The 25,540-nt window shown below is 70.2% G+C and carries 22 protein-coding genes; 3 read left to right on the top strand and 19 right to left on the bottom strand.

What is annotated here, in order from left to right; genetic code table 11:
• Positions 1-8 precede the first annotated feature (8 nt).
• The 11 genes from FHT37_RS06260 to FHT37_RS06215 are packed head-to-tail and all read right to left on the bottom strand — an operon-like array spanning position 9 to position 8,805.
• Positions 9-674, bottom strand: a complete 666-nt coding sequence (locus tag FHT37_RS06260; RefSeq protein ID WP_091724613.1) for a phage baseplate assembly protein V — start codon at positions 672-674, stop codon at positions 9-11.
• A 27-nt stretch (positions 675-701) separates the two neighbouring features.
• The gene (locus tag FHT37_RS06255; RefSeq protein WP_091724612.1) at positions 702-1,898 is read right to left on the bottom strand and encodes a phage late control D family protein; all 1,197 of its coding nucleotides are present in this window, start codon (positions 1,896-1,898) and stop codon (positions 702-704) included.
• A complete protein-coding gene (locus FHT37_RS06250; RefSeq protein WP_091724611.1) occupies positions 1,895-2,548 on the bottom strand; it encodes a LysM peptidoglycan-binding domain-containing protein in 654 nt (217 codons plus the stop codon). The genes FHT37_RS06255 and FHT37_RS06250 overlap by 4 nt, the downstream gene beginning before the upstream one ends.
• Before the next feature lie 3 nt (positions 2,549-2,551).
• On the bottom strand, positions 2,552-3,340 hold the full coding sequence (locus FHT37_RS06245) for a hypothetical protein (RefSeq protein WP_183479546.1): 789 nt from the start codon (positions 3,338-3,340) through the stop codon (positions 2,552-2,554).
• 16 nt (positions 3,341-3,356) lie between these two features.
• Positions 3,357-3,566 (bottom strand): DUF6760 family protein, encoded by a 210-nt coding sequence (locus FHT37_RS25615; RefSeq protein ID WP_091724609.1) that lies wholly within the window; start codon positions 3,564-3,566, stop codon positions 3,357-3,359.
• Positions 3,518-3,883 (bottom strand): hypothetical protein, encoded by a 366-nt coding sequence (locus FHT37_RS06240; protein WP_091724608.1) that lies wholly within the window; start codon positions 3,881-3,883, stop codon positions 3,518-3,520. The genes FHT37_RS25615 and FHT37_RS06240 overlap by 49 nt, the downstream gene beginning before the upstream one ends.
• A 13-nt stretch (positions 3,884-3,896) precedes the next feature.
• Complete coding sequence (locus FHT37_RS06235; protein ID WP_091724607.1) at positions 3,897-4,322, bottom strand: phage tail protein; 426 nt, start codon at positions 4,320-4,322, stop codon at positions 3,897-3,899.
• Between the two features lie 11 nt (positions 4,323-4,333).
• Positions 4,334-5,515, bottom strand: a complete 1,182-nt coding sequence (locus FHT37_RS06230; protein ID WP_091724606.1) for a phage tail sheath C-terminal domain-containing protein — start codon at positions 5,513-5,515, stop codon at positions 4,334-4,336.
• A gap of 16 nt (positions 5,516-5,531) precedes the next feature.
• Positions 5,532-6,362 carry a Pvc16 family protein gene (locus FHT37_RS06225; RefSeq protein ID WP_183479543.1) on the bottom strand — a complete coding sequence of 277 codons (831 nt, stop codon included), beginning with the start codon at positions 6,360-6,362 and terminating at the stop codon, positions 5,532-5,534.
• Complete coding sequence (locus FHT37_RS06220) at positions 6,352-8,544, bottom strand: ATP-binding protein (RefSeq protein ID WP_183479541.1); 2,193 nt, start codon at positions 8,542-8,544, stop codon at positions 6,352-6,354. The genes FHT37_RS06225 and FHT37_RS06220 overlap by 11 nt, the downstream gene beginning before the upstream one ends.
• A 15-nt stretch (positions 8,545-8,559) precedes the next feature.
• Positions 8,560-8,805 (bottom strand): hypothetical protein, encoded by a 246-nt coding sequence (locus tag FHT37_RS06215; RefSeq protein WP_091724603.1) that lies wholly within the window; start codon positions 8,803-8,805, stop codon positions 8,560-8,562.
• A gap of 314 nt (positions 8,806-9,119) precedes the next feature.
• Here FHT37_RS06215 and FHT37_RS06210 point away from each other — a divergent pair, with 314 nt between their 5' ends.
• On the top strand, positions 9,120-10,208 hold the full coding sequence (locus FHT37_RS06210) for a sigma-54-dependent Fis family transcriptional regulator (RefSeq protein WP_255489504.1): 1,089 nt from the start codon (positions 9,120-9,122) through the stop codon (positions 10,206-10,208).
• Positions 10,209-10,309: 101 nt separating this feature from the next.
• Here the strand turns inward: FHT37_RS06210 and FHT37_RS06205 are convergent, their stop codons facing one another.
• The 8 genes from FHT37_RS06205 to FHT37_RS06170 all read right to left on the bottom strand — a co-directional run bounded on the left by FHT37_RS06205 (position 10,310) and on the right by FHT37_RS06170 (position 21,151).
• Positions 10,310-11,209 (bottom strand): YihY/virulence factor BrkB family protein, encoded by a 900-nt coding sequence (locus tag FHT37_RS06205; RefSeq protein ID WP_091724601.1) that lies wholly within the window; start codon positions 11,207-11,209, stop codon positions 10,310-10,312.
• Between the two features lie 7 nt (positions 11,210-11,216).
• On the bottom strand, positions 11,217-12,038 hold the full coding sequence (locus FHT37_RS06200) for an AraC family transcriptional regulator (RefSeq protein WP_175538268.1): 822 nt from the start codon (positions 12,036-12,038) through the stop codon (positions 11,217-11,219).
• Between the two features lie 31 nt (positions 12,039-12,069).
• Positions 12,070-12,810: a lipase secretion chaperone gene (locus tag FHT37_RS06195; RefSeq protein ID WP_183479539.1), complete on the bottom strand. Its 741-nt coding sequence runs from the start codon at positions 12,808-12,810 to the stop codon at positions 12,070-12,072.
• A 23-nt stretch (positions 12,811-12,833) separates the two neighbouring features.
• The gene (locus tag FHT37_RS06190; RefSeq protein WP_183479537.1) at positions 12,834-13,688 is read right to left on the bottom strand and encodes an alpha/beta hydrolase; all 855 of its coding nucleotides are present in this window, start codon (positions 13,686-13,688) and stop codon (positions 12,834-12,836) included.
• Positions 13,689-13,911: 223 nt separating this feature from the next.
• Entirely contained in the window at positions 13,912-14,403 is a 492-nt protein-coding gene (locus FHT37_RS06185) for a GFA family protein (RefSeq protein ID WP_183479535.1), read from the bottom strand.
• A 91-nt stretch (positions 14,404-14,494) separates the two neighbouring features.
• Positions 14,495-16,321 (bottom strand): hypothetical protein, encoded by a 1,827-nt coding sequence (locus FHT37_RS06180; RefSeq protein WP_183479533.1) that lies wholly within the window; start codon positions 16,319-16,321, stop codon positions 14,495-14,497.
• A 43-nt stretch (positions 16,322-16,364) separates the two neighbouring features.
• Complete coding sequence (locus FHT37_RS06175; RefSeq protein WP_183479531.1) at positions 16,365-19,586, bottom strand: TonB-dependent receptor; 3,222 nt, start codon at positions 19,584-19,586, stop codon at positions 16,365-16,367.
• A 38-nt stretch (positions 19,587-19,624) separates the two neighbouring features.
• A complete protein-coding gene (locus FHT37_RS06170) occupies positions 19,625-21,151 on the bottom strand; it encodes a hypothetical protein (RefSeq protein WP_183479529.1) in 1,527 nt (508 codons plus the stop codon).
• Positions 21,152-21,565: 414 nt separating this feature from the next.
• Between FHT37_RS06170 and FHT37_RS06165 the strand changes: the two genes are divergently transcribed.
• Together FHT37_RS06165 and FHT37_RS06160 are read left to right on the top strand one after the other, a co-directional pair.
• Complete coding sequence (locus FHT37_RS06165) at positions 21,566-23,779, top strand: exo-alpha-sialidase (protein ID WP_255489503.1); 2,214 nt, start codon at positions 21,566-21,568, stop codon at positions 23,777-23,779.
• A gap of 93 nt (positions 23,780-23,872) precedes the next feature.
• A complete protein-coding gene (locus FHT37_RS06160) occupies positions 23,873-25,537 on the top strand; it encodes an alpha-L-fucosidase (protein WP_183479525.1) in 1,665 nt (554 codons plus the stop codon).
• Positions 25,538-25,540: the final 3 nt, after the last annotated feature.

The raw sequence follows: 25,540 nt of genomic DNA, 5'->3' as shown, positions 1-25,540 counted from the left end.
TCCCTCCGTCAGTTGAGCTTGATCGGCAGGCCCTGCACGCTGCAGGGACCGGCGGACTGGATGTTGACGACGCTGCCCTTGATGTCGACCTGCGTGCCCTCGAGCGCGATCTGCAGCGCCTTGAGCTCGATCTTCAGCGCCGACTGCACGGTGATCGTCTGCGTCTTGTTGTCCATCGCGATCGACAGCGTGCCGGCGGTGTTCTCCAGCTTGATCTGCAGCGGATCGATCGTGACCTTCTGGCGGGTGCTCGTGGTGATGGTGATGGACTGCAGCGCGTCGTCGAACTCCACCTCGTGGCCGACGCCGCCGGCCAGGCCGGTCTTGATCAGGCGCTTGACCAGGAAGTCGCTCTGCAGCGTCAGCGGCGGGCGGTCCCGGGTGCTCCACAGCCCGCCCAGCACGTAGGCGGCCGCCGCGTCGTTCTGCGCGAAGGCCACCAGCACCTCGTCGTCCACCTGCGGCACCCAGATGAAGCCGCGGCCCGAGCCGCCGCCCATCGACGGCAGCCGGCACCAGGGCTCCATGCCGGGGATCGACGGGATGCGCACCTGCACCCGCCCTTCCGACATCGCGTCGAAGTTGCTGGTCACGACGCCGGGCGAGATCGCGAAGCCCTCCTTCAGCGATTCGACGCCGAGGTGGTCCAGCCGCTCGAAGAGTTGTTCATCCATGGTGGGTGTTCCTGCTCCTGTCGCCGCTCACACGGTGAACTGCCCTTGCAGCCGCACCAGCCCGCCGCGCCCCTTGGGCAGCGGCACCGCGCCGAACCACACTTCCTTGCGCGCCTGGAAACTGGTGCGATAGCCGCTGCCGTCCAGCGTGTGCGTGGCCGAGGTGATGCGGTACAGGCCGCCGAACTGGTCGCCCAGCCCCTCGAGGTTGACGACGCGGCTGGCCTTGATGCGGGGGTCGCCGACGGTGCTGCCGGAACCGGTCAGCCGGTTGTTGAGCTTGGGCAGCAGCTCGGTGAGGATCTTGGACGGCGCGGTGGCGTAGCTGGTGGGTTTGATCGTGGTGACCTTGCCCGGCGCGAGCAGCTCGCCGAGCTGGCCGCCCGGCGTGATCGAGAGCTTGAACATCGCGCGGTCGTAGTCCCAGTTCAGCGCGATGGTGAAGTCCATCTTGATGCTGTCGACCCAGACCTTGGCGGCCACGCCCTCGATCTCGCCCACGGTGGTGATGCGCGGCGTGAAGTCGGTCAGCGAGGCGCCCCACTTCAGCGTCAGGCTGGGCGCGTAGTCCTGGATCAGGAACTGGAACTTGAGCACCCGGCCATGCGGCTCGGCCGTGTGGTCGATGTACATCTGCCAGCCGTTCTCCTTGGCCACCTCGCTCAGGAACTGGAAGTCGTTGACGCCGCTCTGGCGCCGCACGCCCATCTGCGCGAACTGCGGGAAGCTCAGGTAGGTGGCCAGGCCCACCAGCGTCGACAGCGTGCCGCCGACCGGGTCCAGCGCCGGGATCAGCGCGTTGGTGCCGGCCACCAGCGCCGCCACCGCCGAGTCCGGCAGCGGGAAGTTGCCCACCGTGGGGATCTTGATCGCGAAGGCGCGGTCCTTGGTGCCGACGGTGAGCCGCTGCAGGTAGTCCTGCGCGGTGAGCCGGATCATCGGGATGCCGCTGGACGGGAACGAGGGTTCCACGCCGGTGATCTCGCCGACGAAGACTTCCTCCAGCGGCCCCGGCGCATACCCGAGCGACAGCCGGAACTCGTTGTTGACCTGCAGCAGCGGATGGTCCAGCCACTGCAGCGAGGTGTTGGCGATGCTCAGCTCGACGCGGTCCGCGCCCTCCATGCCGTCGGTGTGGCTCAGGCTGACGATCGAGGCGCGCAGCGCCGCGGGGATCGTGTCGCCGTTGATGCGGATCGTGCATTCCGGGGCGAGGCGGCTCATGAGCTCACCTCCCCGGTGGCCGGATCGGTGAAGGGCAGCGCCGGCACGCGCAGCGCCTGCCCGGGCACGAGGCTGCGCGGATCGTCGATGCCGTTGACGATCGCGATCGGACGCCACAGCGCCGGGTCCTCGTAGAAGCGCCACGCGATCGACTGGAGCGTGTCGCCGCGCTGCACGGTCCAGCCCTTGCTGAAGTCGGCCGTCTGGCGGTTGACCTCCTTGGCCTCCCGCTCCGGATCGATGAACTCGCTGAAACTGACGGTGATGCGGGCCCGCGTCGGCCGGCCGTCCTCGAGGAACTTGATGAACTTCTGGTTCGCCCGCGTCAGCACGCAGCGCAGCTGCAGCGAGCCCCAGGCCACGCGCAGCACCGGCGGCGCATGCAGCTCGGAATCGATCTTGAGCAGGTCCACCACCTTCTGCGTCTGGCCGCGCACGTCGGCGCGGGTGTCGGTGGTGTCGAAGAACAGCTCCATCTCCAGCGTGCGCAGGTTGCCGTGCACGAACTGCAGGATCGGCGAGCCCAGCCCCGGGATCGCCTGCGAGGCGAAGTTGTTGTCCTTGTTGAGGCTGTACTCCTCGGGGTTGAACATGACGTCGAACTGCGCCCCGGTGTGCTCGACGGTGATGCGGGCCTTGGCCAGTGCCATCGCTCAGACCCTCCCCATCCGTTCGCGCCAGGCGACCAGGCGGCGGTCGATCTGCTGGATCACCAGGCCGGTCAGCGCGTCGACGTCCACCGCGGGCGCGGCGGGTGCCTGACGCGGCGCGCTCGGCTGCTGGCGGGCGGCGGCCTGCACGGCGGCCTTCGCCTCGGCCTCGGCGGCGCGCGCCGCCGCGCGTCCCGGCGCGGACAGCACCGCCGCGGACGGGGCCGGCGGCAGTTCCTCGCGCGTGGCGCCGCGGCGCAGGCGCATCGCGATCTGCGCCGCATGCGCGGCCGCGACCGGCGCGATCTGCCGGACCCCGGCACGCAGCACCGGCGCGGACGGCGACGCCGCCAGCATCGGCCGCGCGGTCGCCTCCCTGGCCGGCACGAAGAGCGGCGCGGCCATGCGGTGCGTCATCGGCACGCTCGCCATCTCGCCCGGATGTCCGGGCGCGCCGTCCGGTCCCGCGGGTCCGGGCCGCCCCGGGCGGCCATCGGGTCCGGCGCTCGCGATGGTCATGCGAGGGGTCTCGGCGGGCGCCTGCAGGGCACCCACGGGCATCGGCTGGCGCAGCACCATCGGCGCCGCCGGCCGGGCGCGCAGGCTCAGCGGGAAACGCGCCGTGACCGCCAGCCGCAGGTGCTGGTGGATGACCGGTCCCGCGTGCGCTTGCACGACGGTGCCGGCCGCGCCGGCGCCGCGTCGCAGCGCCATCTCGCCGGCCGCGCGCCACGCGTCGACGCGGCCATGCCGCGCGCGCAGACGCCCTGCCCATGCTTGCCATCGGTTCACGTCGACTCCTGTGGTGTCACTGAACGGCTTCGCTGTTGGCTCTGTCGTTGATCGCGGAGATCTCCTCCACCCAGCGCTGGCGCTCCTTGTGCTCGAGCAGGAGCACGTCCTCGTGCGACCAGTGGAAGTGGTAGGCGACGAAGGCTACCTCCCTGTACAGCGCGGACAGGGGGTAGCCTACGATCCCCCCGGGCTGTTCATCTCCATCGCGAACTCGTGCGCGCACTTCGGGCAGGCGGCCTCGATCGTGGCGCGGCCGCTGCGGTTGATGCGGTTGTAGAACTCCTGCAGGTAGGCCAGGTCGGCCGCGTAGAGGCCCTCGACCACCTTGGGCGTGACCTGCCCCACCGAGCCGAGCCGCGACAGCACGCGCGACAGCAGGATGATGGTCAGGTAGGCCTCGTTGCCCTGCACCCGCGGGTCGCGCAGCGGCAGGATCTCGTCGGCCGCGGTGGCCAGGCGCATCACGCCCTCGCGATGCAGGTCGCCGTCGGCATCGACATACCCCAGCGGCAGCGTGAACTCGAACTCGGTCTGGAACATGGTGCACCCCGGTTCAGGCGCGCTCGACGCGTTCGCAGCTCACCGTCAGCGCGTCCAGCGACACGTCGTTGCCCTTGGCGTTGAAGTCCGGCCCGTCGTACTTGCTGGGCCAGGCGCTGAAGAAGTTCCAGCGCACCTTCTCCTGCCCCGCGTCGTCCTGCAGGATGATCGAGCCGTTGCGTCGGTCGATGGTCCCGTTGACCGCGGCCAGGTGCCAGTCGTAGAGCTCGCGCGAGTCGGTCACGCCCCACTTGAGCGTGATGTCGGGATAGGACACCTTGCCGGGCAGCTTGCGCACGGTGGCGACCTCGCCGCCCTCGCGGTACTCGACCACCTCGATGTTGGAGCCGAAGCCGCTGCACTCCGCGAAGCCGGCCTGCACGATGCCGTCGATCTCCACCAGGAAGCGGAAGTTGCGATAGGGATCTTTTCTGGCCATGTCTGCTCTCCTCAGGCGCCGGTGTTCTGCTGGATGCGGAAGATGACGAACTCCGCGGGCTTGACGACCGCCACGCCGATCTCGGTGATGACGCGCCCGGCCTCGCGCTCGCTGGCCGGATTGGTCTCGAGGTCGCACTTGACGAAGAAGGCTTCCTTCGCTGTCGCGCCGAACAGCGCGCCGTCGCGCCACTGGTTGTAGAGGAAGTCGCTGACCGAGCGGATGATCCGCTGCCACAGCGCCGGCGAGTTGGGCTCGAAGACGACGAACTGCGTGCCCTCGTCGATCGATTCCTTCAGGAAGTTCATGAAGCGCCGCACGTTGAGGTAGCGGTACTCCCCGTTGCGGTCGCCGCCGAGCGTGCGCGCGCCGTAGACCATCGGCGAGCCGCCGAAGGGCCGGATCACGTTGATGCCGGGGGGGTTCAGGCTGACCTGCTTGTCCTTGCCCATCGGCCGCTCCAGGTCGACGATGCCGATCACGCCCTCGTTGGCCGGTGCCTTGTGCACGCCGCGCGTGGCGTCCACGCGGGCCCAGATGCCGGCCACGTGGCCGCTGGGCGGCTGGTCGATCAGCTCGGTCTCCGGCCCGGTGCCGGTGAACAGCGGATTGAAGACCTTGACCCACGGGAAGTAGATCGCGCCGTAGCTGAACTTGTCCGGCGTGGAGGGGCCGCCGCCGGGCATGGGGCCGCCGTAGATGTCGGCGGGCGTGCTGTCGGAGGCGGGCGCGTGCTCGCCGTCGAGCACGGCCACCCGGTCCTGCATCTCGAAGCAGTGGTCCATCAGCTGGACCTTGGCGGCGGTGCCCTGCGCGCCGGGCGCGGCGACGATGGCGATGTCGTCGAAGGCCTTGAGCGTCTCCAGCGGCGCCTGCAGGTTGGCCAGCCCGCCGGCCGCGACCGGCACCACGTAGCAGGTGGTGCCGCCGTTGGCGAAGAAGCCGAACACCGCCAGCGCCAGCATGCGGTTGGCGGTGGTGTGGATGGGCGTCGTCGGCGTGGCGCCGGCGCCGACGATGAAGGTGGCGAACTCACCCCAGTTGGTGAACTTCCTCGGTTTGCCGACATCGGCCGGATCGAGCCGGTCGGCCACGCCGATGAAGGCGGCCGTGCTGGTGCCCACGCCGGCGATCGGCCGGGCGACGGGCGGGACTTCTTCGACGTAGACGCCGGGTGCGAAATAGTTAGCCATCGATGCCCTCTCTCGGTCAGATCAACTGCACGTCGTAGCCCGCGACCGCGGGGGCCGGGACGACGATGGCACGGTCCCGCGTGACGGCGCCCGCCGTCACGCGCAGGGTGTAGCTGCCCGCCGCGACGGCCGACAGCGAGAACTTGCCTTCGGCGTCGGTCAGCGTGCTGCGGCCGCGCCCCAGCAGCTGGACGCCGGCATTGGCCACCGGCACCGACGCGTTGTCGCGCACCACGCCGCCGATGCGGAAGAACGGCGCTTCCAGCGCCGCGCCGTCGGGCAGCGATTCCAGGCGGATCTCGCTGGTGATGACGCTGGGATAGGTCTCGGTCTCGAAGACCTCCAGCGACACCGTCACCGACAGCAGCAGCGAGGCCTTGATCCGGTTGCCGATCGCGGCCCAGAACTCGGCCGGGTTGCGCACGCCGTCGGGCTGCACCATCAGCATCGGCAGCGGCGGCTCCTGCGCCTGCAGCGCCGGCGTCAGGAAGGCCGGCGGGATCACCGGCGAACCGGCGATCAGCTGCAGCACCTGGCCCAGCAGCTGGTGCTCCTGCTTGGGCAGGTCGGTGCCGCCGACCGGCCAGGCGGTGACCAGGTAGAGGCAGTTGGCGCGCCACGCTGGCGGCACCACGAGCGACTGGCCGCCGACCCGGCGCGTCACCGGCTCGTTGTTGCGCAGCTCCAGGTGCTCGCGCACCTCGAACAGGAACAGGTTGACCGTGGTCTGGTCGAGCGCGTACGGATCGGTCGGCCGGTCGAAGCGGATCGCCGCGTCGCGCAGCGGCGGCGCCAGCCCCGGCTGCTTGAAGAAGGCCTCCAGGCTGTCGGTGACCTCATGCAGCATGACGATCTCCCGCCCGGGCCAACGCCTCCACGCGCGCCGCGTAGGGGCCGAACTCGCTGCCGGCGACGCGCCGGCCGGACTTCTCGATCTCGCGCCGCGCGGCCCACAGCAGGTGCTCGGTCTTGAGCTCGCCGCCCTGCTCCGCCGCCAGGAAGGCCGCGGCCACCGCGATGTTCTTCACCGCGCCGCCGGGCACCTTGAAGTTGGCGGCCAGGAAACCCAGGTCCAGGTCCTGGCTGCGCGGCACCTTGGGCGGCCAGATCGATTCCCACAGCCGGCGCCGGCTGTCCTCGTCGGGGAACGGGAAGTCGACGATGAAGCCGAGCCGGCGGGTGAAGGCCACGTCCAGGTTCTGCCGCAGGTTGGTCGCCAGGATGCTCAGGCCCTCGTGTTCATCGAGCTTCTGCAGCAGGTAGGCGACTTCGATGTTGGCGTAGCGGTCGTGCGCGTCCTGCACCGTGGTGCGCTTGCCGAAGAGCGCGTCGCACTCGTCGAAGAACAGGATCGCGTTGCCCGCGCGCGCCTCGAGGAACAGGCGGTCGATGCTCTTCTCGGTTTCGCCGATGTACTTGCTGACGACCTGCGACAGGTCGATCTTGAACAGGTCCAGCCCGAGGTCGTTGGCGATGACCTCCACCGCCATCGTCTTGCCGGTGCCGGGCGGGCCGCTGAACAGCGCGCTCAGGCCCTTGCCGACGGAGAGCTTGCGATCGAAGCCCCAGTCGCCGAACACGACATGGCGAAAGCGCGCCTGGCGGCAGATCTCCTTCAGCTGGGCGATCGCGTCCGGCGGCAACACGAGGTCGTTCCAGACATGCAGCGGGGCGAGCTTGCGCGCCAGGGTGCCGGGGTCGCGCGCGAGCTGCTGGCGCGCGGCCCGGGCCAGCGCGGCCGGGTCGGGCGTGGTCTGCTCCAAGGCGGACTGGCGCGCCGCATGCGCCGTGGCGGCGGCGATCTGCGCCTCGTCGAGGGGATACCGCGCGGCGAGGTCATCGAGGGCGCGGGGATCGAGCTCGATGCGCTGGCCGCGCAGGCCGGCGGTCCAGGCGGCACGGCGGTCGCGGAAGCCGGCCGCGGCCACCGGCACCGACGCCATGCCGCGAAAGCGCGGATCGCAGGGCCGGGCGCCCGACATCACGATCACGAGCCCCGTCGCTGGCGTCCGCGCCGCGAGGGCCTGCGCCAGCGTGCCGCGCTCCGCGTTCGTCAGCGCGTCATGCCCCTGCAGGTGGACGACCGCCGACAGCAGGTGCGCCTCGCGCAGCAACAGCTCGAGCGTGGTCGCGAACTGGTCGGCCGGATCGGCGGCGCGCACGAGGTCGACGACGATCAGCGACTGCCCCAGCCGCGCCGCGAGCTTCACCGCCGCGGCCTCCTGGCCGGCACTGGATTCGCCTTCCAGGTAGAACTGCGGGCCGCTGCCGTCGGCCAGCGCCTTGGACAGGCTCAGCGCCAGCGTGTCGGCCGCCCCGCCCTCGCCGCCCTCGCCGGCCTCGCCGGCCTCGGGCGCCGCGGTGAACCGCGCCACGCCGCGCAACCGCGCGTCCAGCCAGGGCTGGCCCAGCAGCAGCCGCACCACCGGCTCCTCGAGCTTGATCGCCTGCGACAGCAGCGGCGTGCCGATCGCGCCGGCATCGCCGGCCAGTTGCACCAGCCGGTGCCGCACCAGCGGCGCCTCGGGACCGAAGCGGGCGCGCGCGAGGATCTTGGCGTCGCGCGACGCGCACAGCAGGTTGAGCACGAGGTCGACGGTGGGCCTGCGCCGCGTCACGTCGTCCTGCAGGTAGGCATAGAGCCGCTCGTAGCGCAGGTCGACCTCGGGCGCGAGCGCGACCAGCACGATGTCCAGGTCGATGGTGTCGAGCCCGAAGGCCTGCTGCAGCCATGGGAAACGCGAGCTCTCGGGCATCGGCGGCGGCGCGGCGGGCTCCACGGCGCCGGCACCCGGGCCGTGGCCGGCCAGCCACGGTTCGCCGGGCCCCTGGCGGACCAGCCGCTGCACGTCCTGCGTCGTGACGTAGAGGCCGCGATACGGCTCGGGCTGCGCGCCGGCGGCCGCCGGGACCGCCGCGGCATCGGCCGCGTTGGCGGCGCGCTCGAGCATGCGGTCCAGCCGGCCGAGCGCGGCCCACAGGCCTTCCATCTGGAAGTCCGGCGGGCGGTTCGAGGCGATGGCGGGCATGGCGGTGCGCATCCGTCAATGCCGCGCGGGCGGCAAGGCGCGATAGACGGTGCTGCCGTCGACCTGGGTGATGACCTCGATGCGGCCATCGGCCACCAGCAGCACCAGCGCCGCCTCGGCGGCGCTGCGCAGGTCGTCGCGCTGCTGCCGCACCAGCCACCAATCGCAGATGCCATCGATGGAATCGCAGGCGCCGGGATGCGCGATGACGTAGCGCAGGATCATCGCGGCCACGTCGGCGCTGGACGGAGGGGTGGTCATGCCGGCTGACCATGCGTAAACCGTGCCAGGTGGCCGGCCCGCCTCAAGTCCTTGATTTGATTGAGGCAATCGTGATCTGCGTCACATCGTCCGAGTCACCGCCGACACGGACCCGCGCGACCGCGGGCAAGGCCGCGATGCCGTCGTGGCGGGCCTCGCGAGGCCCTGTGTCGATCGCGACACGGCCGTGTCGCGATGGCACGGATGGCCCGATCGCGCCCGGGTTGTAACGGTCGTCAACATTAGGGAGGTGCTCGGCAAACGGCCTTCCGTACACTGCCTGCCGACCGATGTCAGGCCAGGGAGGCGACACGATGAGCACCCCAACCAAGGCTCACCCGGGGACGCTGGACGCGATGCTCGTGGGCACGTCCGCGGGCTTGCGCAAGGCGCTGGACCTGGTGGCACGCTATGCCGATTGCGCGGCGCCGGTGCTGGTGGTCGGCGAGACCGGCACCGGCAAGGACCTGGTGGCGCGCGCCATCCACTACCTGGGGCCGCGGCGCGATGGCGCCTTCATTCCTGTCAACTGCGGCGCGCTGCCGGACACGCTGATCGAGAGCGAGCTGTTCGGCCACGCGCGCGGCGCCTTCACCGACGCGGCGCGCACGCGCCGGGGCCTGGTGCGCGAGGCCGAAGGCGGCACGCTGTTCCTCGACGAGATCGAGGCGCTGTCGCCGCGCGGCCAGGTGGTGCTGCTGCGCTTCCTGCAGGACGCGTCGTTCCGCGCGGTCGGCGACGACCAGACGCACAAGGCCGACGTGCGCATCGTCGCGGCCTGCAACGTCGACCTGTTCTCGCTGTCGCAGCAAGGCGGCTTCCGCTCGGACCTGTTCTTCCGGCTGGACGTGCTGCGGGTGGACCTGCCGCCGCTGCGCGAGCGGCCGGAGGACCTCGACCTGCTGGTGCCGCACCTGCTGCGCGGCGTGGCGCAGACCACCACCGGGCCGCCCAAGGCGATCAGCGACGAGGCGCTGGCGCTGCTGCGATCGCTGAACTGGCCGGGCAACGTGCGCGAGCTCGAGCACACGCTGGTGCGAGCCTGCCTGAGCACGACGGCGGGCTGCATCGACGTCGACACGCTGCTCACCAGCTCACCGGGGCTGCGGGAAGCGGCGGCGCAGCGCAGTGGCGAACGCGGCTGCGCCTCCTTGCGCGAAGCCAAGCGCGCGGCGGTGGTCAACGTCGAGCGTCAGTTCGTGATGGAGGCGATGGCCGTCGGAAACGGCAACATCAGCGAGGCCGCGCGCATCTGCAACATGCAGCGGGCCACGCTGAGCAAGCTGGTGAAGAAACACGGCGACGCGCTGGCCTGCCGGGACCGCGGCGCGGCCAAGCCGGCGGATACCGGCCGGTCGCTGTACCTGACGACCACTTCGCCGACCATCCGGACCTCGAAGTGACCGGGCTGCTGGCCCTCGATAACCCGACGCAGGGCCAAGCGTGTTGGCGCGCAAAGGAGGGCCTCGGCTGCTACCGGCATGCAGCTTCCCCGATCGCCGATTCACCGCTCAGCCTCCTCCAGGTCATTCCCCGCCCCGACCAACCTCCCCCGGATCACCGCATTCACCTCGGCCCCATAGATCAGCGTCGCCGCGCTGAGGTAGAGGAACACCAGCGTGGCCACCACGCCGGCGAAGCTGCCGTACAGCAGCGCCAGCTTCCCGGCGCTGCGCAGCGAGTACGACAGCACCGCCACCAGCGCCACCCACAGCGCCGCGCCGACGACGGCGCCCGGCAGCACCGTGCGCAGGCGCTGGCGGATGTCGGGCAGCCAGCCGTACAGCAGCGCGTACAGCACGGTGAGCATCGGGAACGCGAGGCCGTAGCGCACGCTGTTGCGCAGCCAGAGCGTCTCCTTGCCCACGCCGGTGCTGCGCTCCAGCGCCTCCCACACGTAGGGCATGACGATGATGGAACTGAAGGTGAGGAGGATGCCGCCACCGACGACCACGGTGAACACCGTCACCTTCAGGCGCGCCCGCCAGAACGACAGCCCGCGCTCGATGCCGTAGGACCGGTTGAGCGCGGTGCGGACCGCCTGCATGCCGGAGGACGCGGTCCACAGCGTGACGAACAGGCCGATGGTCACCAGCGTCTGGCTGCGCTGCGCCAGCACCTGGTCGACGACCGGCTGCAAGGCGCCGCGCACCAGCGGCGGCGCGTACTCGGCCACACGCCGCGCCAGCGCCGCGGCATCGCCGGGAGCGCCGATGTACGCCGCGCCCGCGGACAGCAGCACCAGCAGCGGAAACATCGACAGCACCATCGAGAACGCCATGCTGCCCGCCTGGTTGGCGCTCTGGTGGAGCACGTAGTTGCGCACGGCCAGCAGCAGCACGCCCAGGCCAGGCGCATGAACAGCCGCATGTCGAAGTCGATGCCAGAGCGTCGGGCGTGTCACGAAGGGCTCAGTTGAAGGTCTCCGACAGGCTCACGCGCTGTCGCCAGGCGTGGTCGACGCGGCCGTCGAGCGAGCCGTCGTGCTGGGCGAAGTAGCGCGACGGGCAGTCACCGTAACAGCGCATCCACACCTTGGCCAGGTGGGCGGAATCGGTGAACCCGGACGCCTGCGCGATGCTGGTCAGCGCGCGGCCGCTGCCGAAGAACATCGCCGCGCGCTGGATCTTGGCGGCCAGCGCGTACTGCCGCGCCGTGATGCCGAGCGAGCGCACGAAGCCGCGCGAGGCCTGCGCCGCGGACAGGCCCACCGCCGCGCCCAGCGCCGTCAGGTCCAGGGACGGGTCCAGGCGCAATGCGGCCATCATCTGCCGCACGCGGACCTCCAGCGGTCGGTGCGGTGCCACGCTGTCGGCGACGCTGCCGACCAGCAACTGCACCGACGCCTGCAGGCGCCGGCCGCTCAAGGTCCGATGCGCGAAGGCCCGCGCGCAATCGCGCAGGCCGGCGAAGCCGTGGGCGTCGAGCACGCGCACCGGCGCGCGGTCGGGCCAGTGGCTGAAGGTGTTGTAGCGCGGATGGGTGGGCTCCAGGTCGATCAGCACGACGGGTTGCCCGCCCGAGTCGATGGCGCGCCAGGAAAACGGGCGGATCGCCATCAGGTGACCTCGCCACTGCTGGCCGTCGGCGCTGATGCTCAGCGGCTGCGGCGTCAGCGCGCAGGCCAGCGTCGCGGAGTGCCGGCAGACGCGCGACCGCAAGGCCGCGCTGGCGTAGATGAAGCTGTCACCCAGCAGGCCGAGGCGAGGCTCGACGGTGTCGCCAGAGGTCATGGCGGCATGCTCCCGGGCGCGCGTCGCGGCGTCAAGGCGGAACCGCACCGCGCTCCTGGTCATAGCGCACCTGGGCCCGCATCGCCTTCTCCTCCATGCTGCGCGCGGTGGAGGTGTCCTCCCGCATCAGCTCGAGGATCCGGCGCGCGACGGCATCGTCCTGCGCGAACATCTGCCGCGCCGCGTCGGCGCCGAAGTGGTTGGCCCGCAGCGCCTGCATCGCCTGCAGTTGCGCGAGCCCCTCCTCGGGCACCAAGGGCGCCCTGCCCGGCGGGAACGCGGCGGCCTGCGCGCCCTGGTAGGCCTCGAACTGCGCGACCAGCTCGCGCGCCCGCGCGGCGGCGGTCGGCGTCAGCCCCGCCAGTTCCGCGTCCAGGCGCGCGGCCAGCGCGTCGCCTTCATGGAGCGCCAGCAACGCCTCGACCCGCAGCCGCATCGCCTGGTCGACGACCAGCCGGCCCTGCGCATCGGCCCGGAACACGCTGGATGACGTGCTGGCAAGGCCCGACCCCGCCGACGCCTGCGAGGATGCCGGCGACGCCGACGTCCCCTGCCCTGCGACGACAGGCGCCGTGCCGGGCGATGTCCCCGATTCGGACGACGACGCCGCGGCCGGGGTGCGCGCCCAGGGGAACACCGCGGCGGGTTCCTCCGCGGCCGCCGGGGCGAGCGCCGCGGCGGCCAGCCAGACCAGGAGGATCGCCGAGCCGAGGCCGGCGGCAAGGGCCCAGGCGATGCGCCGGCCCCGGGGTCGATCGGACGAGTGCGACATGGCGTCCTCCTGCGGCTGCGGGCTCAGTACGGGCAGTTCTGGCTGTAGCGGTCGAACACCAGCGCCGTGGCGTAGGCCTCGTGCGGCGCGCCGCAGAGGAAGGGCGAGTAGCGGCTGTCCGCGTCGACGAAGCGCTTCATCCACGCGGTGCCGTAGCGGCCGATCGGCGTGTTGGTGCTGTTGGGCGTGAAGTGGCTCGCGCCGTTGAGCTCGGCATAGGCCTTGAAGGTCGTGGCGGGCAGGCTCGCGTAGAACGGCCGCGCATGCACGGCCACCGACGCCACCGAGTCGCCATCCGCGCCGACGATCAGCGTCGGCACCCGCACCTGCGTGAAGCTGCTGCTCAGGTTCCACGGCGTCAGCGGCAGCGCGGCCTTGAGCGTCGGGTTGTTCTGCGCGGCGATCAGCGCGCCGCCCCCGCCCATCGAATGTCCCGCCACCGCCAGGCGGGTGCTGTCCACGCGGCTGCGCACCGTGCTGCTCGCGCTGTTGACGACGTGGTTGAGCGCCGCCATCAGCTGCGTGGCGCGGCTGGCGGGTTGGTCGAGCGTGGTGTTGGTGTTGATGGTGATGACCACCAGCCCGTGCGTGGCCAGGCGGCGGCCGAGCCAGGCGACGCTGGACTCCGTGGCGGTGAAGCCCGGGCTGATGGCCACGACGCCGTAGCGCCCGGTCGCGGTGGGGTAGTAGATCGTGCCGCCGCCGAAACCGCGCGCGAGCACCACGTTGCTGGTCGAGACCGCGAACGGTCCGGCGGTGGCATTGAGGCTGGCGGACGTGGGGTCCGGACCGACCTGAGCCGAGGCGCCGGCGGCCGCGAAGGTGCCGCACAGGACCAGGGCGCGCAAGGCGCGTCGCAACGAAGCTGACTGGGTCATGGTGTCTCCCTGAGTGGATGCGCCCGCGATGCAACATGCATCGGGCGAGGCGCAGTCTAGGAAGCACGGCGCGATGCGCCTTGTATGCAGCGGCGGGGTACCCCCCTAGGATCATTGAGGGAAAACCCGGAACCCCGTCGCCATACCCTGGTGCCCTGCCCTCGCGCCTCCGGCTCCGCCATCGCTCGGCAAGGGCCTCAGCGCCTGGCCGGTCGCGCCAGCGCTACTCGAGGTCGCCTTCGATGAACGGGTTGTCGGCCTCGTACTCCGCGCGGGTCTTGCGGCGATGGTCGCCCGCGAGGGGCACGGCGGCCATCGCGCGGTCGACGTAGATCTCGGACCGCAGCGGCCAGGGGCGAGCCGCATCGAACAGCCCCGGCATGAGTTCGTAGTCCTTGGGCTGGCCGGCGTCGTCGACGTCGTTGAACCAGAGGTGCGAGCCGCAGCGCGGGCAGAAGGCGCGCTCGGCGAAGGAGGACGAGCGATAGCGCGCGACCTCGCCCGTGACGGTCACGGCGGGGACGTCGGCGGTGAAACACAGTAACAGGCCGCCGGTCCATCGCTGGCACATCCGGCAATGGCAGGCGCCGACGCGCGGGTCGTGGTGGCCTGCCACGGTGATCGTGACGGCGCCACAGAGGCAATGGCCGGTGAGCGTCGAAGCGCTGGGGCTCACGGCGGAAGACGGGGCGGACTCAGCGGTCGTTGGCTGCATGGGGGTAGCTCCGGGAGGTGGCGGCAGGAAGGGGCAACCGGCGCGCCGGGGCCGGCGCCAAGGCCGACGGGCAGCCGGCGGCGTCTGCGCCCTACCGCCTCCCTGCGCCGCCCGCGGCGTTGCCTGGGGGCGGCCCGCCATCGCTCTGCTGCTGCCGATCCTTGATGAAGGCGTCCGCAGCCTCCAGACCCGCGCTGAGTTCGACCTTCTGCAACACGCGCCGCTTGTTGAGGGTCCATTCCTTGACCGGCACGTCCGGCACGTCGGTCCGGCGCAACTCGGCGAGGAGTTCGCCGCGCGTCACGCCGGTCTCGAGTCGCCCCTGCCACTCGCGCGCCCATTGCGCCATGGCGGCCGGGACTTCCCCGTTCTGCGCGAGCGTGCCCAGGGCCTGGTACGCCTCGTCCGCCTTGCCGGTCAGCGCATAGGCCAGCGCCGCGAAGCGGGTGAGCGCGTCCACGTCTCGCGCGGTCTGCCAGACGGCAATGACGCCTTGAAACGCGGCGTCATCCGGCGGGTCCGCCGCGGCGACCTCCGCCTTGAACCCTGCGAGAGCGACTTCGGGTGATCGCGGGTTCAACGCCAGCGCGCGTTGCAAGTGCTGCCGCGCCGCCTGGAGATGAGCCGCCCGGGACGCGCCTTCGCCGCGCCCCGCAAGACTGAGATGCGCCCTGCCCGCCAGGTAAGGAGCCTCGAAGCCCGTGTCGTCCTCCCGCAGGTCGGCCTCCAGCCGGGAGAGCGCCGCCTGCGGATCACCCCAGTCGATCTGCGCCCGGCTCCAGGTGAGTCGCCCTGGCCGATCCTCCGGGAACCTGGCCGCCAGCTCGGAGGCTTCCTTCAGCAGGGACTCGCCGACCTGCCGGCCCGGGCAGGACCGCAGGGCGGCGTCCACCAGCACGAACTCGCCCGCTCCCCGCGTGAGCGTCCGGAAACGGACCGGCGTCGGGGGGAGCGACTGGGGCGCACCTCGCAGCACTTCCATGCCGCGCTGGCCGTAGCGCCACATCGCCGGGCCGAGCGCCGCGCTTGTCAGGCCAAAGGCCCGTTCGAACGCCGCGGTCGGCGACGCGCCGTCACCGACGAGCCGGAGATAGCGGCTGAGGCGCTTGCGGTTGTCGTCCGAGGACAGTGCGTAGTGCGTCAGCAGCCAGGACTTCGCCTGGAACTCGAGACGCGCGCCGGCTTCGCCGCCATGGCCGTGCGCATCAGCCAGCCGATGCGCCAGCACATCCTCCCATTCGAGGTGGTACTTGCGCCCCGCCCCCAGGAACCTCAGGTAGCCGGCGACGTCCCTGGGCGCCCGCCCGACGACCGTCTGCTGCGCCGAGAACCGCACGCTGGAGAAGTACTGGGCGAAGCCATCGATGAACCACGCGGGGCTGCGGATGTCGGTATGGCGATAGAGGAAGTGCCGCGCATAGGCCTCGAAGACATGCGTCAGCGAGTCGTTCAGCGGCGCCTTCTCGAGTTGCTCGTCGTCCAGCGCGGCCATGCGTTCCAGGTGAACGCCGAAGCCCTGCACCCCCTCGGCGCAGCTGGTGTACAGGCCGACGGCATCGACCGGCACGCTGCCCGGGACCGCCCGCAGGCCCGACAGGCTGGCGTGGTAGTACAGCGTCAGTTTCGATGCCGGCGGCTCGGCCTGCGACTCGGCGGGGCCGGCCGGCAGGAGGTAGGCCCGCAGCAGCCGGTCCAGCTTCTCCAGGTTGTCCAGCAGGGGCGCGACGTCCTCCTCGCGGGTGTCCGAGTACACGACGAAATGCGGGCTCTCGGCGCGGAACCACGGCGAGACCTCCGTCTTCCTGCCGGCCACTTCGACGCGGTCCAGGTTGGCCGTGCCGGCTTGCTGGGCGCTGGCGGCGCCGGCTGAGAGCAGGACGAAGGTCGCGGTGAGCGCGACCCGGAACGACATGGGCATGACTTCGCCTTGTTGGGGTCGGGGCTTGCGCCCCGCCCTCGCCTCAGAGCTCGTACCGCCCCGTCAGGTAGTAGCTGCGTCCCGGGAAGTTCCAGCTCGCGCCCATGGCACCCGGCGTCTGCTGGAAGGTGCGACGAACCGTCACGTTGTTCAGGTTGGTCACGCTGAGCGACAGCCCGAACTTCTCCGTGAAGTTGTACGACACGCCCCCATCCCACTGCCCGAAGGCCTCCTGGTACTGCGGCAGGCCCCACCACGTGTCCTGTGCGCCGGCGCGCGCCGGATCCGCGCTCGTGCCGTTCTGGCCATTGAAGTCGACGCCGACGTTCCTCAGCACGCGGCTGGTCCAGTTGTAGGCCAGGCGGGCCGAGAAGCCGTAGCGGTCATAGCGCAGCGCGAAGTTGGCGGCGTTCTTCACCAGGCCGGGCACCGGCAGCGCACCGAAGGGCCTGCCGTTGGTGTCGCAGCCATACACCTTGAGCGCGTCGCTCGTGATCGTGCCGTTGGGCGGGCAGAACTGCACCTGGGCATCGCGGTAGAAGCGCTGGCTGCTGCCGAGGTAGGTGTAGTCCGCCGACACGCCGAAGCCCTTGGCCCAGTCAGGCAGCCGGTCCTTCAGGAAGTCGAAATGGTCCAGGTAGGTCTCGGCCTTGAGCTCGATGCCATGCACCCAGGCCCGGGCCGCGTTGCGCGGGCCCTTGATCTGGAAGGTCTGCGGGTTGCCCGCCAGGCTGTTGTAGTCGCGCGTGTAGGTGGAGTCGTAGATCACGTCCTTCACGTCCTTGTAGAAGGCCGTGACCGACACCATCTGGCCGCTGCGCGGGTACCACTCCAGCCCCAGGTCGAAGTTGTCGGACGTCAGCGGCTTGAGCTTGGCGTTGCCGGTGTTTTCGCCCGTGTAGGTGATGCGGTTGTTGGCCGTGTCGATGTTCTGCTTGAGCGACACCGATTCCTGCAGCTGGTTGAAACCCGGCCGGTACACGCTGCGGGCCGCCGCGATGCGCCCCAGCAGCTTGTTGTCGCCCGTCAGGTTGAACTTCAGGTTCAGCGAGGGCAGCACGTCGACATGATTGGCGTCGACATTCAGGTTCTCGTTGATCGGACCGAAGCGCGGCACGTCGGGCGGCGTGCGGTCGTCGTAGGTCGCGTCGAAGGTCGTATGCCCGTGCGACGAACGTCCGGTGTAGACCACGCGCAGGCCCAGGTTGCCGTCCACCGGGATCTTCCAGTCATCGAAGCCGAAGCGCAGGCTGCCGTAGACGGCATGGGTGCGCTCGGAGACGTCGCTGGTCATGTTCGGGTTCAGCCCGTAGTACAGCGTCGTGTCGTACTGGTAGTCGCTGGCGTTGCAGGTCGGGACGTTGATCTGGTTCTGCGGGTTCTTCGCGTTCTGCCCCTTCGCCCACGCCTGCGAGTCCAGGCACTGGTTGTATCGGACGTCACCGATCAGCTTGCTGTAGGTGTTGTAGTCCTTGAGGGCGCCATAGGTCGGGAACACTACGCTGGGCGGGCGGTTGCCGCCGAAGGCGGCGTAGTTGAACAGCTCCACCGGCGCGGCCGCCGCGTAGCGCGGATCGCTCAGGTAGGCGAAGTTGCCGCGCGACTTCCAGCTCTGGTCATCGTTGGGGCCGGGCAACTGGCCCGGCGTGCTGGTCTGACGCACCACCCAGGGTTCGGCGATCGACTTCCAGCCGACGCTGGTGGGGTCACCGGCATAGACCGCCACTTCGCGCTTGGAGGTGCGGTAGGTGGTGCGGAAGCCGACTCTCAGGTCGCGCAGGATCGAATCGTCGAACACGTACTTGCCGTCGACCTTCCAGGCATACAGGTCGGCGTCCCCCTTGTAGCGGCCGGGCATGACCGACAGCCAGAAGTAGTTGCCCGGATCGGCGAGGAAATTGCGCGACCGCTCGTCGAAGCCGATCTGCACCGGCTTGCTGCCGGAGGTGGTGATGTCCATGCTCGGCACGAAGGTGGCCGTCTGCACTTCCTCGCCGCGGGTGCGGAAGGTGGACTTGACCCACTGCAGGTCGTTCTGCAAGGCGAAGCGGTCGTTGACGGCCCACTGGAAATTCCAGGCCAGCTCGGCGGTGTTGGTGTGGTGCTGGGTGAACGCCCGGCTGGTGCCCATCATGATGCCGCCGTCGGCGAACTGGTTCGCGCCCTTGCCGCCACGGTTGAAGTCCGTGACGTTGCCGTTGGCATCGCGCGGCAGTTGCAACGGATAGCTGTAGTGGCCCGACACCACCACGCCCCGATCGTCGACCACCGGGTTGTCGACCCGCACGTTGTACGGCGACATGTTGAAGTTGCCATCGGCGAAGCTCGGGTAGATGTTCGAGCCGGTGTTCTCCTCCCGCGACTTCGACACGAAGGCCGTCAGCGACGACTGCATGTTGTTCTTCTTCCACTGCAGCGCGCCGTAGAAGCCCTTGCGGTCGCTTTCACCGAGGTTCTGCCCCCAGTCCGCCGCGCCGGGAACCCACACCGTCCGGCCGGGCACCACGTCGCTGCGCGGGTAGTAGGGCTGGACCTCGAGCTTCTGCTGCTCATAGGTCGAGTGGTTCATCGCCAGGTCGACCAGCGCACCCCAGCGGCCCGACTCGGCCTCCCACCTCGTCGAATAGAGCCCCGAGAGCGTCGGCGAGGCCTTCTTCGTCCGCTGCTCGTAGTTGCTGCCGAAGGAGACGACGCGCTTGGTGCCCTCGTAGTCGAACGGCAGCGCCGTGCGCAGGTCCACCTGGCCGCTGACGCCGCCTTCGATCTTTTCCGCCGAGGGGTTCTTGTAGACGTCCACGCCGGCCATCAGCTCAGAGGGCACGGCGCTCCAGCTCAGGTCGCGCCCCGGCCAGCCGGCCGAGAACATCTCGCGGCCATTGAGGGTGGACGAGCCCCAGGACAGACCGCGCACGTTGATGCGGTCGTCGCTGCCTTCGGAAAAATGCTTGGGGTCGTTGTTGGTCGAACGCAGGCGTTCGATGGTCACGCCGACGATGCGCTGCAGCACCTCGGTGATGGACTTGTCGGGCAGCTTGCCTGCTTCCTCCGCCACGACGGAGTCGACGATTTCCTCGGAGTTCTGCTTGATCTTCTGCGCCGACTGCAAGGCGGCGCGCTGGCCCTTGACGACCACGGTGCCGAGCGCGGCCGGCGCCTCGGGCTCCTTGGGGGGCGGCGTGGTCTGGGCAAATGCGGTGCTGCCAGCGGTCAGCAACAGCATCTGGACCATGCCGCGATGGACGGCGGTGGTGCGGAACTGTCTCATCGTTTTTCTTTCTGATTCGGTTGTGCGGCGCCTGGCGATCACTGGAAGGTGATCGGGCCGAAGACGGTGACGTCGGTGCTGAGCGTGTAGCCCGGGTCGGTTGGCGCGGGCAGCGTGCCGTCCGCGTTCGGCGTCGGTCGGCTCAGGTTGATGCTCGGACCGAACTGCAGGGCGCGCACGCCGAAGCTGCGGATCTGCGCCAGCCCGGCTTCCGCCGTCTGCGCGATGTCGGTGCCGCAGGTCTCCGTCACCGAGAAATTCTTCAACGGGAGGAAGTAGGCGGTGGGCGCGGCGGACGTCGGCTGCACGTTGACCGAGGCGGTGATGTAGCACTCGTCGCCGTTGGCCTTCTTCTGCAGGTTGTTCGTCTGGATGCGGACCGCCACGGCGCCGCCGCCATCGAACAGCGTCTGGTTCAGGCCGAGCGTCACGAACAGCGACTCTTCGGTCTTGAGGTCGAAGGGCAGGCGATCGCCGCTCGAGGTCTTGGGCGCGCCGATCTCGTAGTTGTAGTAGGCCCACCATCCGGCGGTGGAGCCGTCCCAGCCGCTGCCCGCCTTCTGCTTGATGTCGAACCCGAAGGTCGACGAGAAGGAAGTCACCGTCAGGTTGCAGTAGGACGGATCGGCGCCGCCGCACCAACCGGAGATGGGCACGCCGGCGCCGGTGTTGATGTCGCCGAACTCCAGCGTGCGATTGGTCGTCGGGTTGAATCCGCTCGCGAAGAAGTGCGGATCGACGACCACGCCGAGGTTCTCCGTGGCGCCGCTGGTGCTGGACAGGGTCAGCGTGCAGGTGCCCTTGGCCAGGATCTGCAGCTCGCTGCCGGCCACCGCGCAGACGGCGGGCGCGGTGCTCGCATAGCTCAAGGCGCTGCCGTCCGCGTCGGTGGTGGCCAGCGCGACGATCTGCGTCTTGCCCTGGCTCTGCACGACGGCCGGCGGCAGCGGCGACACGGCGATCACCGTCGTGCCGGCCAGGGCCTCGTGGGTGGCGTCGGCGGGTGCGGTCACCGTCAACTGGCACAGCCCGTCGCCGAGTGCCGTCAAGCTCGTGCCGCTGACGGTGCAGATCGAGGGCGTGGTGCTCTGGTAGGTCGCCGCCAGCCCCGCATCGGTCTTGCCCGACAAGCTCACCGTCGCCGTCGCGGCGCGCCGCATCACCGCGACCGGCACGACCGGCGTCTGCGCGCGTCCCAGCACCTTGAACAGCTGCCCGACCTCGTCCGCCGCGGCCCATTGCTTGCCGTTGGCGCCGGCGCCGCCGGCCTGGCTGGCGATGACGCTGCATTCGCCCTTGGCCACCAGCGTGAGCTGGTCGCCGGAGACGGTGCAGATGTCGGGCGTGCCCGACCTGAAGGCCACGGGGAGGCCTGAATCGGCGGTGGCCTTCAGCGTCACCGGCCCGGCAAGCAGCGTCGCGCCGCCGGGGTAATTGAAGCTGATGGCCTGGAACGCGCCGGAGCTGCCTCCGCCCTCGCCGCCCCCGCCGCCGCAGGCCACCACCAGGGCGCTCGCCGCGAGCACGGACAGCTTGGCCCGATGTCTCAACACCTTCTTCGTCACGTTGTGTCTCCTTTTTTTGTAGGTGGCCGGAGCGCTGCCCAAGCCTCATCAACGGCTGCTCTTCTGGTTAGACCAGAATTGCTGGATTGACCGCTAAATCATATGTTTGGCCTGACCAAATTAAGCTAGGGCAAACGCCCGGTCTGACCAACTTCCAGCAGCGACCCTGGGTTCTTTTGATGCGAAGCCGCCCCGACCGGATCGCCATGGTCGGCGGTGGTTGCGCCAGACGCTTCACGACCTCATCACATCGCCATCACGACGACGTCACTGGCGCTCAGGCGCTGCGGGCGCGTCCAAACGATGGCGAGCTCCCCATTGGGGTATGCACTGGTAAGACCAAATTCAGGTTCTGGCAAAGTGGATATACCAATTGAGCAAGACCCCGGGATGCCCCGTGGGACAGCCCCACGCATGCCCCTCCTCCGAACCATGACCTCCTGGCGCTCGCTGTTCGCCACCGCCCTGGCGATGCTGGCCTTGAGCGGCCAGGCCGAGTCCTACCGCTGGGACAGCCTGGCCATCGGGGGCGGTGGCTACGTCGCCGCCCTCGTGACGAGCAAGACCGAGCGCGGCCTGATCTACGCCCGCACCGACGTGGGCGGCGCCTACCGCTGGGAGGCCACCAAGCGTCGCTGGGTGTCGCTGATGGATGGGGTGTCCGAGGCGGACGTCGGCTGGTTGAGCGTGGACGCGCTCGCGCTCGATCCCCAGCACGGCGATGTCCTCTACCTGCTGGCCGGCGTGCCGTATTTCAGCGAGGGCAGGACCGTCGTGATGCGCTCCACCGACCGCGGCGCCACCTTCAGCCGCATCACCGACGTGAGCCACCTGCTGCGCGCCAACGGCAACGGCATGGGCCGGGGCAATGGCGAGCGACTGCAGGTGGACCCGGGCGACAGCAAGGTGCTGTACCTCGGCTCGCGTGCCAACGGCCTGTTCAAGAGCACCGACGCCGGCGTCAGCTTCTCGCGCGTCGAGGCGCTCCCCGTCACCACGACACCCAACGAGACCGGTCTCAGCTTCGTGCTGATCGACCCCACCAGCGTGGCCCGGGGCGTGGCGCAGCGCCTGTTCGTCGGCGTCTCGCGCTTCGGCTCGGTGGGCCCCAACCTTTATCGCAGCGACGACGCCGGCGCCACCTTCCAGCCGGTGCCCGGCGCCCCGTCCGGCCACATGCCGCAGCGGGCGGCGCTCGCGGCCGATGGGCAGCTCTACATCACCTTTGGCAACGGCGCCGGCCCGCATGGCGACTGGAAACAACTGACACCGCCCGAGCCCCAGACCAGCGGCCAGGTGTGGAAGTACGACGTCGCCAGCGGCCGCTGGACCGACGTCACGCCGGGGGGCTTGGACAAGCCCTTCTCCGGCGTGTCGGTGGACCCCGGCAATCCGAAGCGGGTGGTCGTCTCCACCATCAACACCTGGATGCCGCAGGGCGGCAGGAACGGCGGCGACCGGTTCTTCCTCACCACCGACGGGGGTGGCCACTGGACCGACGTGGTGGCGCGCGGCTTCGCCATGGACACTCGCGGCGTCAGCTGGGTCGCCGGTTATGCCATCCACTGGGCCGGCGCCATCGAGTTCGACACCGCCGATCCGCGCGCCGTGTGGGTGACCTCGGGCAACGGCGTCTTCCGCACCGACGACATCGACGCCACGCCGGCCACCTGGCGCTTCATGGTCGACGGTCTCGAGGAAACGGTGCCCAACGTGGCCATCAGCGTTCCGGGCGGCCCACTGCTGTCGGCGATCGCCGATTTCGACGGCTTCCGCCATCACCGGCTCGATGCCTACGCGCCCATCCACGAGCCGCGCATCGGTTCCACCACGGGCCTGGCCGTGGCGGGCAGCCGCACGGCGGTCGTCGTGCGGGTGGGCGAAAAGAAGATGTACCGCTCCACCGACACGGGCCGCACCTGGGTCGAGGTGGCCGGCATGCAGGGCAGTTCCGGGACGGTGGCGCTGTCCGCGGATGGCGTCAGCCTGCTGCACAGCTTCCGCGCCAGCGATGGCCGCCCCGTCACCGTGCGTTCCGCCGATTTCAGCCAGGCCCAGCCGACCTGGGTGCCAGTGCGTGGCCTCGAGGGCGCAGCGGTGCGGCCGGTGGGCGACCCGGTGAACCCCGCCAGGTTCTATGCCTATGACGCTGGCACGGTGCGGGTCAGCACCGACGGCGGGGCCAGCTTCGTGACCACCGCCCGGCTGCCGGCCGGCGGCTCGCCGCTGGTGCGCGTGGCGCCGGGACGCGAGGGCGACGTGTGGGTACCGCTGAAGGACGGCGGCCTGGCGCGCTCCACCGATGCCGGCCGCAGCTTCAAGACGCTCGCCGCCATCGACCGCTGCGGCGCCGTGGGCTTCGGGAAGGCCATGGCGGGTGCGTCCTATCCCACCGTCTTCATCTGGGGCGCCCCCAAGGGCGAGCCGCTGGGCGTCTATCGCTCCACCGATGCCGGCGCCACCTGGCTGCGCATCAACGACGACGCCCACCAGTTCGGTGGCCCCGGCAACGGCCAGTTCGTGACGGGCGACATGAACGCCGAAGGCGTGGTCTACATGAGCACGGTCGGCCGGGGCATCGTCTATGGCGTCCCCGCCGACGGCCCCGACGCCCGCTCCCCGCCCTGACCGACCGACCGTCGCCGATCCCTACCGCTCGGCGAGCCCCGCCAGCGCTGTGTTCCAGCGTTGCCCGTCATCTCTCACCTTCACCACGCCCCGATGCAAGCACCCAAGAAGACCCTTGGCGCGGACTGGACACGCCGCTCGTTCCTCCAGGCCTCGGCCGCCGCCGGCGCGCTGGCGGCGCCGCATCTCCATGCCGTCCCGGCCGCGCCTGCGGCGTTCGCGCCGACCTGGGACTCGCTGGTCGGCGGCTACCGCGCGCCGGACTGGTTCCGCGACGCCAAGTTCGGCATCTGGGCCCACTGGAGCGCGCAGTGCGTGCCCGAGGTGGGCGACTGGTACGCGCGCAGCATGTACCTGCAGGGCCATGGCCACTACGACCATCACGTGAAGACCTATGGCCATCCGTCCAAGGTCGGCTTCATGGAGATCCAGAACCGCTGGAAGGCCGAGCACTGGCAGCCGGAGGAGCTGATGGACCTGTACGTGAAGGCGGGCGCGAAGTACTTCGTGGCGCTCGCCAACCACCACGACAACTTCGATGCCTACGACTCGAAGTACCACGGCTGGAACAGCGTGCGCGTCGGCCCCCGGCGCGACATCGTCGGCATCTGGGCCAAGGCGGCCCGCCGGCGGGGCCTGCGCTTCGGCGTCAGCAACCATTCGGCGCATGCCTGGCACTGGCTGCAGCCGGCCTACGGCTATGACGCCGAAGGCCCGCTGGCCGGCCAGCGCTACGACGCCTTCCGCCTCAGGAAGGCCGACGGCAAGGGCCAGTGGTGGGAAGGCCTGGACCCGCAGGAGCTGTACACCGGCCCCAACATGGTGATTCCCGACGGCATCACCAGCATCAAGGCGGCCCAGGACTGGCATGAGGCCAACGACCGCATCTGGAACGAGGATCCGCCCGCCGGGAACCCCGCATTCACCCGCCAGTGGTTCCTGCGCTGCCGCGACCTGGTCGACAGCTACCGCCCCGACCTGCTGTACTTCGACAACTACGGCCTGCCGCTGGGGCAGGCCGGGCTGGACATCACGGCCCACTTCTACAACGCCAACATGGCCTGGCACGGCGGCAGGCTCGAGGCCGTGGTCAACGCCAAGTTCCTGCCGCCCGAGCGCCGCGCCGGTCTGGTGGAGGACACCGAACGCGGGTTCCGGGAGGGCATCGAGCCCCTGCCGTGGCAGACCGACACCTGCATCGGCGAATGGCACTACAACCGCTGGATCTACGAGGGCCACCAGTACAAGCCGGCCGCCGCGGTCATCCACCGGCTGTGCGACATCGTCGCCAAGAACGGCAACCTGCTGCTGTCGGTACCGCTGCGCGGCGACGGCACCCTCGATGCCGACGAGCGCAAGATCCTGGCCGACCTCGCCGAATGGATGGGCCGCAACGCCGAGGCCATCCACGGCACGCGCCCCTGGCGCCGCTACGGCGAAGGTCCCACCCGCGTCCGCGCCGATGCCGAGGAAGGCCAGCCCATGGTGTTCGGCGCACAGGACATCCGCTACACGACCAAGGACGGCGCGCTGTACGCCATCGCCCTGGGCTGGCCGGAGAGCGGCGTGCTGCGCCTCACGGCCCTGGCCCGGGATTCGGCGCTGGCGCCCGGGGCGATCGAGCGCGTCGAGGCGCTGGGCGCCGCGCAGCCGCTGAGCTTCTCGCGCACGGCCAAGGCGCTGGAAGTGCGCGTGCCGGAGGGCCTGGCCGGCTCGGCAGCCATCGCGCTGAAGATCCAGGGCCAGGGGCTGGTTTGATCA

The organism is Mitsuaria sp. BK037 (assembly GCF_014193045.1).
Taxonomy (GTDB): Bacteria; Pseudomonadota; Gammaproteobacteria; order Burkholderiales; family Burkholderiaceae_C; genus Roseateles.
The sequence above is the reverse complement of the archived record's forward strand: the minus strand, read 5'-3'. Positions and strand labels throughout refer to the sequence as shown.

Excerpts from the sequence above, each read along its gene's own strand:
- FHT37_RS06215 (WP_091724603.1), bottom strand. The coding sequence starts at position 8,805 with ATGACCACCCCTCCGTCCAGCGCCGACGTGGCCGCGATGATCCTGCGC.
- FHT37_RS06165 (WP_255489503.1), top strand. The coding sequence starts at position 21,566 with ATGCCCCTCCTCCGAACCATGACCTCCTGGCGCTCGCTGTTCGCCACC.
- FHT37_RS06255 (WP_091724612.1), bottom strand. The coding sequence starts at position 1,898 with ATGAGCCGCCTCGCCCCGGAATGCACGATCCGCATCAACGGCGACACG.
- FHT37_RS06180 (WP_183479533.1), bottom strand. The coding sequence starts at position 16,321 with ATGCCCATGTCGTTCCGGGTCGCGCTCACCGCGACCTTCGTCCTGCTC.
- FHT37_RS06260 (WP_091724613.1), bottom strand. The coding sequence starts at position 674 with ATGGATGAACAACTCTTCGAGCGGCTGGACCACCTCGGCGTCGAATCG.
- FHT37_RS06240 (WP_091724608.1), bottom strand. The coding sequence starts at position 3,883 with ATGTTCCAGACCGAGTTCGAGTTCACGCTGCCGCTGGGGTATGTCGAT.
- FHT37_RS06190 (WP_183479537.1), bottom strand. The coding sequence starts at position 13,688 with ATGACCCAGTCAGCTTCGTTGCGACGCGCCTTGCGCGCCCTGGTCCTG.
- FHT37_RS06175 (WP_183479531.1), bottom strand. The coding sequence starts at position 19,586 with ATGAGACAGTTCCGCACCACCGCCGTCCATCGCGGCATGGTCCAGATG.
- FHT37_RS06225 (WP_183479543.1), bottom strand. The coding sequence starts at position 6,362 with ATGCTGCATGAGGTCACCGACAGCCTGGAGGCCTTCTTCAAGCAGCCG.
- FHT37_RS06200 (WP_175538268.1), bottom strand. The coding sequence starts at position 12,038 with ATGACCTCTGGCGACACCGTCGAGCCTCGCCTCGGCCTGCTGGGTGAC.
- FHT37_RS06210 (WP_255489504.1), top strand. The coding sequence starts at position 9,120 with ATGAGCACCCCAACCAAGGCTCACCCGGGGACGCTGGACGCGATGCTC.
- FHT37_RS06250 (WP_091724611.1), bottom strand. The coding sequence starts at position 2,548 with ATGGCACTGGCCAAGGCCCGCATCACCGTCGAGCACACCGGGGCGCAG.
- FHT37_RS06195 (WP_183479539.1), bottom strand. The coding sequence starts at position 12,810 with ATGTCGCACTCGTCCGATCGACCCCGGGGCCGGCGCATCGCCTGGGCC.
- FHT37_RS06160 (WP_183479525.1), top strand. The coding sequence starts at position 23,873 with ATGCAAGCACCCAAGAAGACCCTTGGCGCGGACTGGACACGCCGCTCG.
- FHT37_RS06235 (WP_091724607.1), bottom strand. The coding sequence starts at position 4,322 with ATGGCCAGAAAAGATCCCTATCGCAACTTCCGCTTCCTGGTGGAGATC.
- FHT37_RS06220 (WP_183479541.1), bottom strand. The coding sequence starts at position 8,544 with ATGCCCGCCATCGCCTCGAACCGCCCGCCGGACTTCCAGATGGAAGGC.
- FHT37_RS06185 (WP_183479535.1), bottom strand. The coding sequence starts at position 14,403 with ATGCAGCCAACGACCGCTGAGTCCGCCCCGTCTTCCGCCGTGAGCCCC.
- FHT37_RS06230 (WP_091724606.1), bottom strand. The coding sequence starts at position 5,515 with ATGGCTAACTATTTCGCACCCGGCGTCTACGTCGAAGAAGTCCCGCCC.